Below are 13,955 nucleotides of genomic sequence, written 5' to 3' on the forward strand. Positions count from 1 at the left end.
CTGACCGATGATGCGCGCGATCGTCCTGCTGCATCGATGGCTCGGGATCGCGTTCTGCCTGCTGTTCGCGATGTGGTTCGCGACGGGAATCGTGATGCACTTCGTTCCGTTTCCGTCCCTGACGGAAGCGGAACGCTTTGCCGGGCTCGTGCCGCTGGATGGCGCCGAGACGAGGCTTGCGGTCGCCGATGCTGTTGCCGCGAGCGGGATCGCGGATGCGACGCGCGTTCGCCTGATCCAGCGCAGCAACGGACCAGTCTATGTCGTTTCGGGGCCATCGCGCGCAGGCGCAGTCCTCGCCGCCCACGGGGTCGACGCGTCGGTCGCGTCTTCCGACGTCGCGCTGGCCATCGCGCGGGATCACGCCCGCAGCCGCGGGCTGGATGCCGCGCGGGCCGCGATCGTCGCACGCGCGGACTACGACCAATGGAGCGTGCCGAACGGCTTTGACCGCCACCGGCCCTTGTTTCGGGTTGCCCTCGGTGACGCCGGCGTGACGGAAGTCTATGTCTCCTCGCTCACCGGCGAGATCGTCCTGGATACGACGCGCCGCGAGCGCGGATGGAATCTCGCCGGAAGTGTCCTGCACTGGATCTATCCGACAGTTCTGCGAAGCAATTGGTCGCTGTGGGATCGGGTGGTCTGGACCTTGTCGCTGCTGGCCCTGATCGCAGCTTTGCTTGGCGCTGTGCTCGGGCTTGCGCGGATCAAACCTCGAGGCGGTCTGATCGGCTCGCCCTATCGTGGCTGGCATGCCCTGCATCATCTCATCGGCCTCGCGGCCATGGTGTTCGTACTGACCTGGATTTTCAGCGGCTGGCTCTCCATGGATCATGGGCGGCTGTTCTCGCGTGGGCAATTGACCTCGGCTGAATCCAGCGTGATGAACGCTTCACCGAACTGGGGGGCGGCTGCATCGCTCGATCGGCAGCCTATATCGCCGTCGACCCGCGAGATCGAATGGTTTGCCTTCAACGGCACTCTCTATCGGCGGGACCGGACGGGCCTTGCCGGCCAGACCTTGATCAAGGCAGGCGACGCGCCCCGCGATGAACCAACGGGATCTCTGGATGGGCAGGAGGTCCAGGGGCTGACCGCGCGCCTCGCGGCCGGCTGCGGCGCACCATCCGTACTTGCCGACAACGACGACTATCCCGCGCAGTCCAATGTCCCGGGCGCCCCGGTCTACCGCTCGTACTGCGGTGACCTCTGGTTCGACATCGACGGCGCCGACGGCAATTTGCTGCAAAGGCTGGATTCGTCGCGGCGGGCTTATCGCTGGTTCTACGGCGCGCTGCACACGCTGGATTTTCCGGTCCTGCTGACGCGTCCGTTGCTGCGCGACGGCTTGGTCGTCGGGCTCTGCACCCTCGGCCTTCTGTTCTCCATCACGGGCATCGTCATCGGCTGGCGCCGCTTGGTCGCGATGCGTTGAGCGGGCAAAATCACTGCTTACTGATCGTACAATAAAGAGAGGCTGAACCGACTGCCATGCATAGCTCGTGAGCAATCGCACGGCCCGTAGCGCCGGTCGATCGCCTGCAAATTAGACAGTCCGTGCGCGGCGTGTGGATTGCAGTGCAGCGGATGTCGCGTTTCGTCCGGGAAAACTCGTGGTGCGCCGCACTTATCTCGCGTGGAACGATCCGCACTGTCCTGCACTCCCCGCGGGCAGCGCTGCCCTAAAATGTGCCTTGGCGCGCCGCGCCGGTCGCGGGCTGCTCCAGTGCGTTGCGACAACTCTGACCTATCCCGAGCCCATCGCTCTGTCGCACGCTCGCAAGCGGTGGCATGACAGGGGATGACGATGAGCGCTCTCGGCTTGGGATTGAATTTCGCGACGGACGGGAACCACCCGCCGTCCGGTTCGAATGTCTTCCGCAGCTGATCCACACATGAGCGCTGACGAAAATCACTGGGAAGTCGGCACCGATATCGGCGGCACTTTCACCGACATCATCGCGATCCGACACTCCCCCGCGGAGGTACGGATCGCGAAAGTGCCATCGCGCCCGCAGGCTCCGGTTCAGGCGATGCTGGAGGCGATCGAGGCGGTGGGCCTGCGCAAGAGCGAGGTCAAGCGCTTCGTCCACGGCACCACGCGCGTGACCAACGCCATCGTCGAAGGACGGCTGCCGAAGGTGGCGCTGGTCGCGACCGAAGGCTTTGCCGACGTGCTGGAGATCGCGCGCTATCGCCGCCGCGATCTCTACCGTCTCGACATCCCGCCGAAATCGCCGCCGCTGGTGCCGCCGGAACGATGTTTTGGGCTTGCCGAGCGCCTCGATCACGAGGGGCAGGTACTGAAGGCGCTGGATGAGGCGGAGATCGAGCGCCTGGTGGCGTGGCTGAAAACAACCGGCGTGCAGAGCGTCGCGGTCGCGCTGCTTCATGCCTACGCCAATCCGGTGCACGAGAAGATGCTCGGCGAGCGGCTCAAGGGCGTCGTTGCCCACGTCTCGCTGTCGCACGAGGTCAATCCCGAGGCGCGCGAATACGAGCGGACTTCGGCAACCGTGTTCAACGCGGCCGCCATGCCGATCGCGGTGGAATATCTCAGCGAGCTGGAGCAGCGGCTGCCGATCGGCCCCGGCCTGCAGGTGTTTCATTCGGCCGGCGCCATGGTCCCGATCTCGGCCGTGAAGCGGCGGCCGCTGGTGATGGCGATGTCCGGTCCGGCGGCCGGCGTCTCGGCATCGGTCAGCATCGCGCGTCAGCTCGGCACATCGCGGATGCTGACGTTCGACATGGGCGGCACCACGACCGACGTCTGCCTGATCGTCGACGGCCAGGCCGAGATGACCGACGGCCGCATGCTCGGTGACAAGCCGCTGCGTCAGCCGATGCTTGCGGTTCATTCCATCGGAGCGGGCGGCGGATCGATCGTGCGCCATGGTCCCGGCGGCCTGACCGTCGGACCGGAAAGCGCCGGCTCCGAGCCGGGACCGGCCTGCTACGGCCGCGGCGGTACCGAGCCGACTATCACCGACGCTAACGCCGTGCTCGGCTATCTCAATCCCGAAACCAGGCTCGGCGACCGGATCGGAATCAATATCAAGGCAGCCAGTGATGTCATCGCGCCGATCGCGCGCGCCTTGGGGCTGAGCCTGACCGAAACCGCGCTCGGCATCATCAAGGTCGCGAATGCGACAATGGCGCGTGCGCTCCGCCGCGTCACCGTGGAGCGCGGCATCGACGGGCGCGACTGCACGCTGCTCGCCTTTGGCGGTGGTGGCCCGATGCATGTCGCGGGCCTTGCCGATCTCTACGGGATTGCCGAGGTGGTCGTTCCCAGCGCGTCGAGTGCGTTTTCGGCACTGGGCTGTCTCACCGCCGACTTCAGCTTCCTCCAGCAGCAAACCTTGCGTGCTGCGCTTGACGGCATCGACCTCGCCCGCGTGTCGGAGCGGATCGGGGTGCTGATTGATGATGCCTCGGCGCCGCTCATCGCCAACGGCGTTGCCACGACTGAAATTCGGGTCGAACTGGTGGCCTTGATGCGCTACGCGGCGCAGAACGACGCCATTCCGGTGCCGTTCGCGCGACCGCTCGAGATTATCAGGCTGAAGAAGGATTTTCTGGCCCGGCACCACGAGCTGTTCGGCTATGCGACGGGCGAGAGCTGCGTCATCGAATCCGTGCGGGTGCAGGCACGCCGTCCATCGACGACCGTCGTGAGCCGGCCGGCCGTCGCGGTCAGAACGGTCTCCAAAGGCGAGCGCATCTGCTCGTTCGATGGCTTTCACGACATCGCCACAAGCATCATCGACCGTGCCTCGCTGACCGAAATCGTCAGCGGCCCGGCCATCATTGAAGACGCATGGTCGACCGTGGTGGTCCCGCCCGGCTGGCAGGCAAGGCCTGATGTTTCAGGCAATCTGTTCCTGAGGCGGGGGGCCGCATGAAGCTCGATCCGTTCGTCGTTGAGGTCATTAGGCACGGGCTCTCGGCCGCGGCCGAGGAGATGAGCCTGGTGATGACGCGCTCGGCGCGCTCGCCGCTGCTGCGCGAGGCCGGTGACCTCTCGTCGGCGATCACGGACGGCCGCGGCGACCTGGTCGGGCAGGGGCGCGACATCCCGATCCATCTCGGCGCGATGGCCTACACGGTCCTCGAATTGCTGAAGGTGGTGCCGCGGGACAGCCTGAACGACGGCGACGCACTGATCTACAATGTCGGCCCGCTCGGCGGCAATCATCTCAACGACGTCAAGGTCGTGCGGCCCGTCTTCGTCGATGGCGAGATCGTCGCGTTCGCGGTCAGCCTCGCGCATTGGCCCGATATCGGCGGCACCTGGCCCGGCAGCTATTTTGCGAAAGCCATCGACACCTTCCAGGAGGCGATGCGCATTCCGCCGGTTCTGATCGCCACGGCAAGCGGCGTCAATACGCCGATCGTGCAGCTGCTCAAGGCCAATGTTCGGGATCCCGAATCCTGCGAGGGCGATCTTCTCGCTCAGATCGCCGCAACGAAAGCCGGTGAGAAGCGCATCGTCGAGCTCTGCCGCGAGCACGGCAAGGCGGTCTTCACGGCGGCGCAGTCGCGCCTGCACGATCTCTCCGAAATCGAGATGCGCGAGGCGTTGCGCGATCTGCCTGATGGCGTCTACGAGGGCGAGGATTATCTGGACGACGGCGGCGTCGATGACGCGCCTGCGCGCATTCATGTCAAGATCACCATTGCAGGCGACGAAGCTACCTTCGACCTCTCGGGAAGCTGCGACCGCGTCTCGAATTTCTGCAACACGACGTCGTTCATGGCGCGTTCGGCGGTGGCCTATGCCGCGCGCATCATGAGCGGGCGCGACATGAACCAGAACGCGGGCGCGTTGCGGCCGCTGACCATCGTCACGCGCCCGGGCTCGATCCTGGAGCCGGGGTGGAATGCCTCGGTTGCGGCCGGCAATCACGAGACCTCGATGCGCATCGTCGATGCGATCTTCCGCGCCATGCAGCACACCATTCCCGAACGTCTGTCGGCCGGTGGGGCGACCACGGCGGGCGTCCTGTTCTTCGCCGAGCCGCGACAGAACGGTTCATGGAAGATGCTCTACGAGGTCCACGGCGGTGGCGAGGGCGCGCGGCACGATCGGGCCGGCATCTCGGCGACGCGGGTGCATCTGTCGAACACTTCGAATACGCCGGTCGAGGTAATCGAGGCGAATTACGCGATCCAAGTCGAGCAGCAGGCCATTCGCTGGCGGTCCGGCGGCGCGGGCGCCCATCGCGGCGGAGACGGCGTCACTCGTAGCTATCGCATCCTGGCACCGTCGATGCATCTGACCACCTGCATCGAGCGCATGGTGATGGCGCCGTTCGGCATGCAGGGCGGCGAGCCCGGCAAGGCCTGCAGCATCTCGCTGATCCGGCAGGGCGCGAACGTCGCGATCGACGGCAAGTCGAACCTGGTGCTGCAGCAAGGCGATCTCGTCACGATCGAGACGTGCGGCGGCGGTGGCTATGGTGCCGAGGCTGCGCAATGAAGGGATTGCAATGAGCAGATTGTTGCGAACCGGGCTGAATGCCGGCGACAGCGCGCCCATGGCCGTGGTCGGCGGCGAGGGCGTTTATTTCCATCTGTCGGATGGTCGCAAGCTCATCGACGGCAGCAACACCGGCGGCGGCCTCGGACATCGTCATTCCGCGATGGTGGAGGCGATCCGCCGCGCCGCGGATACGCCCGTCGTGAACGAGGGGTGGACCTGGGTCGGCCGTGAGCAGGCCGCTGACGATTTGATGGCCACCGCGTTCAGAGGCGAAGAGGATTGGGTCGGCGCGGTGCGATTCTGCATCAGCGGCAGCGAGGCCAATGACATGGCGCTGTCGCTGTGCCAGGCGTTGACTCAGCGGTCCGCGCTGGCGACGCGCGAACGCGCCTATCACGGCATTACGGGCCTGTCGCGCAGCATGACGGTGCAGCCGCAATGGCATGGCGGCCTTGCGGTGCATTCAGGCGGCTCAAAGCTGCCGGCGCCGATGGCGCCGGTGCGGATATTGCCGGCGCCGCAGGGCGCGATCTACGGCGCGCCGGCCAACAATGTTCCCCCCAGCGAATATCTGGCCGATGCCACGCGCCTGCTTTCGGATACCGCAGCGACGATCATCGACTACACCCAGGGCGGCATCTACTACGACGGCGCCTATCAGGACGAGGTGGCGCGGTGCGCGCGGCAGGCTGGCTCCTACTGGATCGCCGACGAAGTGGTGACCGGCGCCGGCCGCGCCGGGCGCTGGTTCGCCTTCCAGGGCGCCGAAAGCCGTCCTGACATCGTGACACTCGGAAAATCGCTCGGTGGCGGCGCGGCGGCGGTTGCGGCGGTGGTGGTGTCGAAGGACGTCGTCGAGCGGCTCAAGGGCACGAGCTGGCAGAATTACGGCACGCTGCGCGGGCATCCCATCAGCATGGCTGCCGTCAGCGCCTATCTGAAGGTCGTCAACGATGACAAGATTTTGGAGCACGTGAGGGGCCTCGAAAAGCTTTTCACCCGCCGCCTTCTCGCCATCGCGCAGAAACATCCAAGCGTGCAGCGTGTGGCTGGGCAGGGGCTGCACTGGACCGTGGAGCTGCACGGGCCGGACTGGCGTTCCTGGCACGCCGACACCACCGAGGTGCCGATTGCCTCGCGGGTCGCGGAGCGGGCGCTGGAGGCGGGCGCCGTGATCGGGACCAGCGGCGAGCAGACTTCGCTGTTCCTCGCGCCGCCACTGGTGATCTCCGAGCATGAGGCCGGGCAGCTTCTGGATGCACTCGACCACGGTCTCGATGTTGCGGATGACGAGCAGACATGAGGTTAGATCGTGCAACGCACACTGTGCCGATCGGCAGGCACGGGCTGGAAAGTCCGGGCGATGCTGCGTTATGCTGCTCGCGCCGGCACGTGATTGAAACTTTATCTTCACACAAGACATCACCAGGAATTCGCTGATGCGTATCGTCAATGTTGCCGCCGCCCAGATGGGCCCGATCCAGAAAGCCGACAGCCGCGAGGCCGTAGTCAAGCGCATGATCGCGCTGATGGATGAGGCCAAAAGCAAGGGCGCCGACCTGATCGTCTATCCGGAACTGGCGCTCACGACCTTCTTCCCGCGCTGGTATGCGGAGGACCGGACTGAGTTCGACAATTGGTTCGAGCGCGAGATGCCGAACGCGGCGACGAAACCGCTGTTCGAGCGCGCGGCGCAGCACCAGATGGCGATGAATTTCGGCTATGCGGAGCTGACGCCGGACGGGCATCATTTCAACACTGCTGTTCTCACCGACAAATCCGGCAAGATCGTCGGCAAATATCGAAAGATCCATCTGCCGGGCCATGTGGAATACGACACGAAGCGCTCGCACCAGCATCTGGAGAAGCGCTATTTCGAGCCGGGTGATCTCGGCTTCAATGTCTGGCGCGAGCTCGGCGGCATCATTGGCATGGCCATCTGCAACGACCGGCGTTGGCCCGAGACCTATCGCGTCATGGGCTTGCAAGGCGTCGAGATGGTGCTGATCGGCTACAACACGCCGTCCGTTAATGCGGAGAGGAGCGATGAGGGCGTCGAGAAACGCCTTTTCCACAACCGCCTCTCGGCGCAGGCCGGCGCCTATCAGAACGCGACCTGGGTCGTCGCGGTGGCCAAGGCCGGTAACGAGGACGGACACCCGCTGTTCGGCGGCAGCCTGATCGTCGATCCCAATGGCGAAATCGTCGCCGAAGCGAAGACGGAGGAGGACGAACTGCTGGTCCACCCTTGCGACCTCGATGCCACCACCTTCGGCAAGACCACGATCTTCAATTTCGCGCAGCACCGCCGCATCGAGCATTACGGCCTGATCACCAGCCGTACCGGCGCGGTGCCGCCGCCGGAGACGTGACGTCGATGACTGGCCAGAGCACATCCGGCATATCCTTGCGCGAACTCGATCCGCGCGACCGCTACAAGCTGCTCTGCGGCGTGGTGGTGCCGCGGCCGATTGCGCTGGTGACGACGCTCGATGCCAACGGGGCGGTCAACGCCGCGCCGTTCAGCTTCTTCAACGTGTTTTCGGAGAGTCCGGCGCTGATCGTGCTCGGTCTCCAGCACAAGCCGGATCACAGCCCGAAGGACACCACCCGCAACATCCATCGCGACGGCGAGTTCGTCGTTCACATGGTTGATGAGGCGCTCTCCGCGGCGATGAATGACTGCGCTGTCGATTTCCCGTCCGGCGACAGCGAGGTCGCTGCGGCAGGGCTGGCGACGCTTCCCTCTGTAGACGTGAAGGTGCCGCGCCTCGCCGCGGCACCCTTTGCGCTCGAATGCCGGCGCCATGTCGCGCTGACCTTCTCGCCCGATCGCGAACTGCTGGTCGGCGAGGTCCTCCGGGTTCACGCCCGCGAGGGCCTCGTCGACGAGGCCAATATGTATGTCGACCTCGACGCCTACCGGCCGATCGGTCGCATGTTCGGCAATCTCTACACGACGCAGAGGGATACGTTTGCGCTTGTCCGCGAGAGCCACGCGCAATGGCTCGCGCGGCAGGACGCCAAAGAGCTGAAGGACGCCTAGTGGTTCGAGAACTGCACGCTACCCAGCGCCATGGTGACCGCCGCCTGTGTCGGGTCGATCACGGCGATGCCGAGCGCGTCTTCGAGGGGACGGCGATGGCGCGCCATGCCGGCGCAGCCCATCACGATGGCGCGAGCTCCGTCCTCGTCGCGCAGCGCGCGGCCGACCTCGATCATCTTCGCCAGCGTGCCTTCGCCCGAGGCGGTTTCCGCGACGCTCATGTTGAGCGGCCGCTCGCCGGCGAGGCGTTCGGTCAGTCCCATCTGCCTGAGATAGCGCATGTGCCGCGGGATCGAGCGCTGGGCGATCGCGATGACGCCAAAGGTCTCGGCGCGGGCCAGCGCGGTCAGCACGCCGCACTCGGCAATGCCGAACACGGGCCGGTCGGTGCCTTCGCGGCAGACCTGAAGCCCGGGATCGCTGTAGCAGGCGATGACAAAGGCAGCCGAGCTATTGTCGCCCTCGACCAGCCGGCGCAGCGGCATGGCGACGCGGTCGACATCGGCCTGGCTTTCAATGCCGAACGGTCCCTCGGCCAGCGTCTGGCAGACCAGCTCCGGCCCGTCCTCGAAACCGAGCGGCTTCAGCGCGTCCTCCAGCCCCTGCGTGACCGCAGGATTGGAGTTCGGATTGATGACGAGAATGCGCGGTCGGGACATGCTGGTCTTCCTGCAAAATTTCGATCACTTGGCTTGAGCCTATCATGGAGTGCCTCATGACTGAACCCACTTACGACCTGATCATTCGCGGTGGGCGCGTCGCGACGACGACCGACGTCTTTGAAGCCGACGTTGCCATCTCCGGCGAAACCATCGCCGCGATCGGCCGCGGGCTTCCGTCCGCGAAGCGCGAGATTGACGCCCGCGGCAAGCTGGTGCTGCCAGGCGGCGTCGACAGCCACGCCCATATCGAGCAGTTGTCCGCTGCCGGCATCATGAATGCCGACACGTTCGAGAGCGCGACCGTCTCGGCCGCCTTTGGCGGTACGACCACGGTGATCCCGTTTGCCGCGCAGCATGTCGGCATGAAGCTGCCGCAGGTGGTGGAGGATTATCACGCGCTGGCGAAGAAGGGCGCCGTGATCGACTACGCCTTTCACATGATCATCGCCGATGCCACCAAGGAAACGGTCGAAGAGCACATTCCGGCGCTGGTGAAGCAGGGCCATGCCTCGATCAAGATTTTCATGACCTATGACCGGCTCAAGGTCGACGACGAGCCGCTGCTGGACATCCTTCTTGCCGCGCGCCAGTCCTGCGCGATGCTGTGCGCCCATGCCGAAAACCACGGCATCATCGCCTGGATGGTGAAGCGCCTGCTCGCGCGCGGCTACACGATGCCGAAATACCACGCCGTCAGCCACGCGCGCGTGTCCGAGGCGGAAGCTTTCACCCGGCTGATCGGCATGGCGGCGCTGATCGACCAGCCGATCATGATCTTCCACGTCTCGACCGCCGAGGGCGCCAAGGTCATCCGCGACTCGCGCGGGCAGGGGTTGAAGGTGTTTGCCGAGACCTGTCCGCAATATCTGTTCCTGACCGCCGCCGATCTCGACAAGCCGGGCGCCGAGGGCGCCAAGTGGATGTGCAGTCCGCCGCCACGGACGCATGCCGACCAGGAGGCGCTGTGGCAGGCGCTGTCGCTCGGCGATCTCCAGACCATCTCGTCGGATCACGCGCCTTATCGTTACGACGAAACCGGCAAGCTGCGCGCCGGCCCCAATCCCAATTTCAAGCAGGTCGCCAACGGCCTGCCGGGCTTGGAACTGCGGCTGCCGTTGCTGTTCGACGCGATGGTGTCGAAAGGGCGGCTGGGCCTGGAAAAGTTCGTGGAGCTGACTTCGACGGCGCCGGCCAAGATCTACAATCTGCATCCGCGCAAGGGCTCGATCGCGGTCGGCGCCGATGCCGATATCGCGATCTGGGATCCCGATCGCGAGACCGTGATCGCCGACGAGATGATGCACGACCTCGCCGGCTACACGCCGTTTGCAGGGCGCAAGCTGAAGGGCTGGCCCGTGTCAGTGCTGTCGCGTGGCCGGGTGATCATCGACGGCAACAAGTGTCTGGCGAACCCCGGTAGCGGGCAGTTCCTGGCACGCAGCGGGGGCGAGGCGGCCAAGCCGACGGGACGGCTCGTCGCCGACATGGATCCGGAGCGGAATTTCGGGGCAAAGCTGCTGTGATGGTGGATCGCGCGCGATGAAGATCTTCATCTTCGGCGGCACCGGCTTTGTCGGCCTCAATGTTGCGGAGGCGCTGCTCGCGCGCGGGCATGACGTGACGCTGTATGACCGTGCAGAGTTGCCGCCATCCGCGCGGCGGTCTCTTGCCGACTACGGCGCCCGACTCAAAGCCGTGCAGGGCGATATCACCGACGCAGATGCCATCGATGCCCTCATCGCCGAAGGCGTTGATGCGATCGTGCTTGGAGCTGCGATCACCGCCGGTGACGAATTGGAGAGAGCATCGACCGCGCGCGTTCTCGAGATCAACGTGATGGCCCAGATCCCGATCCTGCTCTCCGCGATCCGGCATGGCGTGCGCCGGGTCGTCAATCTCTCCTCGGCATCGGCCTACGGCGCCACGGGTGCGCGGGTCGAGATTCTCGACGAGGAAACGCCTTGCGATCCGGTCTCGTTCTACGCCATCAGCAAGTTCACCTCGGAGCGATCGGTTGCGCGTCATGCCGAGCTCTTCGGCGGCGATTTCCTGAGCGTACGGCTGAGCGCCCTGTTCGGCCCGTGGGAGCGACCGAGCTCCGTGCGCGACACGCCAAGCCTCCAGTTCCAGATTTTGGCCGCGTTCGCCCGGGGCGAGCCGGCGGTCATGCCCGAAGTGGGCATGCGGGACTGGATCTACGCGCCGGATGCGGCCGAGGCCGTCGCACTGCTGATCGAAGCCGAGCGGCCGCGTCACCGGCTCTACAACATCTCCCGCGGAGGGCTTTGGCCTGCGCTGCAATGGGGCGAGGCCTATGCAGCGTTGCATCCCGGCCTGCAATGCCGGCTCGCGGCGCCCGGCGAGAAAACCGTCATCAAGCTGCATGGGGCCTATCGCGCGCCGCTGTCGGTGAATCGGATGGCGGATGAATTCGGCTGGCGGGCGAGGTTCGGCTGCGCCGAGTCGGCGGCTGCGATGAGCGCCTGGTTGACGCAGCACAAGGAGTGGATCTGAGATGCGGCTGCAAGGGCGCACGGCCATCATTACGGGCGCGGGTTCGGGTATCGGCCGCGCCAGCGCGAAGCTGTTTGCAGAGGAGGGCGCGCAGCTCGCTCTGGTCGATCGCGATGCCGTGGGACTTCAGGAAACGGTGAGCCTGGTGGGTGGAGCGACGGCGCATGTCGGTGACGTCGGCGATGCCAGCTTTGCCGAGACCGTCGTCGGAGAGGTTATGGCGCGACACGGTCGGCTCGACATCCTGATGACTGCCGCTGGCTTCTCCTGCGGCGGCACGGTGCTGACAACGAGCCCGGACGACTGGGATGCGGTGTTCCGCACCAATGTCGGCGGCACCTGGCTGTGGGCGCGGGCGGCCGTGCCGCAGATGCAGCGGCAGAAGAGCGGTTCGATCATCACGCTGGCGTCGCAGCTTGCGATTGCCGGCGGCAAGGGCAACAGCGCCTATATCGCCGCCAAGGGCGCGATCGTCAGCCTGACCCGGACCATGGCCGTGGACTTCGCGACCGACGGCATTCGCGTCAACGCGATTGCGCCCGGTGCGATCGACACGCCGATGCTTCGCCGCAGCTTCGCCCGTCATACCAATTCAGACGAGGTGCGCGAGGCTTCCCGCGACCGCCATGCCATGAAGCGGTTCGGCCAGGCCGACGAGATCGCGCAGACCGCGCTGCATCTCGCCAGCGATGCGTCCTCATTTACGACCGGCACCGTGATGGTGGTCGACGGAGGCTGGCTCGCGGCATGAGTGATGCGCTGACAGAGCTGGAAGTGAACGTTCGCGCCGATCTCGCGCGGATCGCGCATCCCGGTGCCGCCTGGCTCGAACCGAAGACAGGACCGGACGGCAAGCCGGCGCTGGATGTGCTCGTTGTCGGCGCCGGCCAATCCGGCATTGCCATCGGCTTCGGCCTGATGCGCTCCCGCGTCGGCAACATCCTGCTGCTGGACAAGGCCGAGGAGGGGATGGAAGGCCCTTGGCTCACCTATGCCCGCATGCCGACGCTGCGCAGCCCGAAAGATTATACAGGACCCGACCTCGATCTTCCGAGCCTGACCTACCAGTCCTGGCACGAAGCCCGCTTCGGCAAGGATAGCTGGCAGACACTCGACTTGATTCCGCGCGGACACTGGGCCGAGTATCTGCTTTGGTTGCGGCGCACGATCGGCCTGCCCGTGCGCAACGGCTGCGAGCTCTTGGAAATCCGGCCCGCGGCAGATGGTTTGCTGGCCGCACGCGTGAAACGTGGCGGCGGTATCGAGACGCTCTATGCGCGCAAGATCGTGCTGGCGACCGGGCAGGAGGGAATGGGGAACTGGATGATCCCCGAGCCGCTGCGCGAACTGCCGGCCGGCTCGGTCGCAACCGTCGCCGACGACATCGATTTCGAAAATTTTCGCAGCAAGCGCGTCGCCGTGATCGGCGCCGGCGCATCTGCCTTCGACAATGCGGCAACCGCACTGGAGGCTGGCGCGGCGGAGGTGCATCTGCTGTGTCGTCGGACGCAGATCCAGCTGATCCAGCCCTATCGCTGGCTGACTTTTCGCGGCTTCCTCCGCCATCTCAGCGATCTCGACGATGCGTGGCGCTGGCGCTTCATGCGCACCATCCTCGACATGCGCGAAGGCTTTCCGCAGCCGACCTATGATCGCTGCGCGCGCCATGCCAATTTCACATTGCACGAGGGCGCGCCGCTTGAGGCCGCGCGCGAGACCGGCAAGGGCATCGAACTGCAGACGCCGCGCGGCGTCATCGCAGCGGATTTCGTCATCTGCGGCACCGGCATCGACATGGATTTTTCCGGCCGTGGCGAGCTGAGGGCATTTGCCGGCAATATCGCAACCTGGGCCGACCGCTACGAGCCCCCGGAGAGCGAACGCAACGCGCGGCTCGGCCGCTTTCCCTATCTCGCCGACGATTACGCCTTCACCGAACGTGTCGCGGGCGAAACGCCGTGGATCTCGAATATCCATCTCTTCGCCATCGCCTCCACCATGAGTTTTGGTCCGTCGGGATCGTCGATCAACGCGATGACGACCGCAGTGCCGAAGCTGGTCAATGGCCTGACGCGCGGCCTGTTCCGCGCCGATGTCGAACGGCACTGGGCCTCGCTCCGCGCCTATGACGTGCCGCAGGCCGTGGTCACGCGGCCGGCGCGAAACATGGAGGAATCGCGATGATTGTCCATGCGCCGCCGCGACAAAGCGTCCACAAGAGCGCATCATGAGACTGGCGCGCAACTTG

11 protein-coding genes are annotated in these 13,955 nt (G+C 65.5%); 10 read left to right on the plus strand and 1 reads right to left on the minus strand.

What is annotated here, in order from left to right:
* Positions 1-7: 7 nt before the first annotated feature.
* The 6 genes from N551_RS0125130 to N551_RS0125155 all read left to right on the plus strand — a co-directional run bounded on the left by N551_RS0125130 (position 8) and on the right by N551_RS0125155 (position 8,531).
* The gene (locus N551_RS0125130) at positions 8-1,435 is read left to right on the plus strand and encodes a PepSY domain-containing protein (protein ID WP_027569252.1); all 1,428 of its coding nucleotides are present in this window, start codon (positions 8-10) and stop codon (positions 1,433-1,435) included.
* A 460-nt stretch (positions 1,436-1,895) separates the two neighbouring features.
* A complete protein-coding gene (locus tag N551_RS0125135) occupies positions 1,896-3,905 on the plus strand; it encodes a hydantoinase/oxoprolinase family protein (RefSeq protein WP_027569253.1) in 2,010 nt (669 codons plus the stop codon).
* Positions 3,902-5,482, plus strand: coding sequence for a hydantoinase B/oxoprolinase family protein (locus tag N551_RS0125140; RefSeq protein ID WP_027569254.1), 1,581 nt, complete (start codon positions 3,902-3,904; stop codon positions 5,480-5,482). Before N551_RS0125135 ends, N551_RS0125140 begins: the two co-directional genes overlap by 4 nt.
* Before the next feature lie 10 nt (positions 5,483-5,492).
* Positions 5,493-6,788: an aminotransferase class III-fold pyridoxal phosphate-dependent enzyme gene (locus N551_RS0125145; RefSeq protein WP_027569255.1), complete on the plus strand. Its 1,296-nt coding sequence runs from the start codon at positions 5,493-5,495 to the stop codon at positions 6,786-6,788.
* A 136-nt stretch (positions 6,789-6,924) separates the two neighbouring features.
* Entirely contained in the window at positions 6,925-7,857 is a 933-nt protein-coding gene (locus N551_RS0125150) for an N-carbamoyl-D-amino-acid hydrolase (RefSeq protein WP_027569256.1), read from the plus strand.
* 5 nt (positions 7,858-7,862) lie between these two features.
* Positions 7,863-8,531 (plus strand): flavin reductase family protein, encoded by a 669-nt coding sequence (locus N551_RS0125155; protein ID WP_027569257.1) that lies wholly within the window; start codon positions 7,863-7,865, stop codon positions 8,529-8,531.
* On the opposite strand, the gene N551_RS0125160 is transcribed toward N551_RS0125155, so the two are convergent.
* The gene (locus N551_RS0125160; protein WP_027569258.1) at positions 8,528-9,190 is read right to left on the minus strand and encodes an aspartate/glutamate racemase family protein; all 663 of its coding nucleotides are present in this window, start codon (positions 9,188-9,190) and stop codon (positions 8,528-8,530) included. The two genes, N551_RS0125155 and N551_RS0125160, sit on opposite strands and share 4 nt — an antisense overlap.
* 56 nt (positions 9,191-9,246) lie before the next feature.
* Here N551_RS0125160 and hydA point away from each other — a divergent pair, with 56 nt between their 5' ends.
* The 4 genes from hydA to N551_RS0125180 are packed head-to-tail and all read left to right on the plus strand — an operon-like array spanning position 9,247 to position 13,891.
* On the plus strand, positions 9,247-10,716 hold the full coding sequence (gene hydA, locus N551_RS0125165; RefSeq protein ID WP_027569259.1) for a dihydropyrimidinase: 1,470 nt from the start codon (positions 9,247-9,249) through the stop codon (positions 10,714-10,716).
* A 16-nt stretch (positions 10,717-10,732) separates the two neighbouring features.
* Positions 10,733-11,707, plus strand: coding sequence for an NAD(P)-dependent oxidoreductase (locus N551_RS0125170; protein WP_027569260.1), 975 nt, complete (start codon positions 10,733-10,735; stop codon positions 11,705-11,707).
* 1 nt (position 11,708) lies between these two features.
* Positions 11,709-12,458 carry an SDR family oxidoreductase gene (locus N551_RS0125175; RefSeq protein WP_027569261.1) on the plus strand — a complete coding sequence of 250 codons (750 nt, stop codon included), beginning with the start codon at positions 11,709-11,711 and terminating at the stop codon, positions 12,456-12,458.
* A complete protein-coding gene (locus N551_RS0125180; protein WP_027569262.1) occupies positions 12,455-13,891 on the plus strand; it encodes an NAD(P)-binding domain-containing protein in 1,437 nt (478 codons plus the stop codon). Before N551_RS0125175 ends, N551_RS0125180 begins: the two co-directional genes overlap by 4 nt.
* The last annotated feature ends 64 nt before the right edge of the window (positions 13,892-13,955 follow it).

This window comes from Bradyrhizobium sp. URHA0013 (assembly GCF_000518345.1).
Lineage (GTDB): Bacteria > Pseudomonadota > Alphaproteobacteria > Rhizobiales > Xanthobacteraceae > Bradyrhizobium.

Bases quoted from the DNA above. Each gene is read 5' to 3' on its own strand.
- N551_RS0125130 (WP_027569252.1), top strand. From the start codon at position 8: ATGATGCGCGCGATCGTCCTGCTGCATCGATGGCTCGGGATCGCGTTC.
- N551_RS0125135 (WP_027569253.1), top strand. From the start codon at position 1,896: ATGAGCGCTGACGAAAATCACTGGGAAGTCGGCACCGATATCGGCGGC.
- N551_RS0125140 (WP_027569254.1), top strand. From the start codon at position 3,902: ATGAAGCTCGATCCGTTCGTCGTTGAGGTCATTAGGCACGGGCTCTCG.
- N551_RS0125145 (WP_027569255.1), top strand. From the start codon at position 5,493: ATGAGCAGATTGTTGCGAACCGGGCTGAATGCCGGCGACAGCGCGCCC.
- N551_RS0125150 (WP_027569256.1), top strand. From the start codon at position 6,925: ATGCGTATCGTCAATGTTGCCGCCGCCCAGATGGGCCCGATCCAGAAA.
- N551_RS0125155 (WP_027569257.1), top strand. From the start codon at position 7,863: ATGACTGGCCAGAGCACATCCGGCATATCCTTGCGCGAACTCGATCCG.
- N551_RS0125160 (WP_027569258.1), bottom strand. From the start codon at position 9,190: ATGTCCCGACCGCGCATTCTCGTCATCAATCCGAACTCCAATCCTGCG.
- hydA (WP_027569259.1), top strand. From the start codon at position 9,247: ATGACTGAACCCACTTACGACCTGATCATTCGCGGTGGGCGCGTCGCG.
- N551_RS0125170 (WP_027569260.1), top strand. From the start codon at position 10,733: ATGAAGATCTTCATCTTCGGCGGCACCGGCTTTGTCGGCCTCAATGTT.
- N551_RS0125175 (WP_027569261.1), top strand. From the start codon at position 11,709: ATGCGGCTGCAAGGGCGCACGGCCATCATTACGGGCGCGGGTTCGGGT.
- N551_RS0125180 (WP_027569262.1), top strand. From the start codon at position 12,455: ATGAGTGATGCGCTGACAGAGCTGGAAGTGAACGTTCGCGCCGATCTC.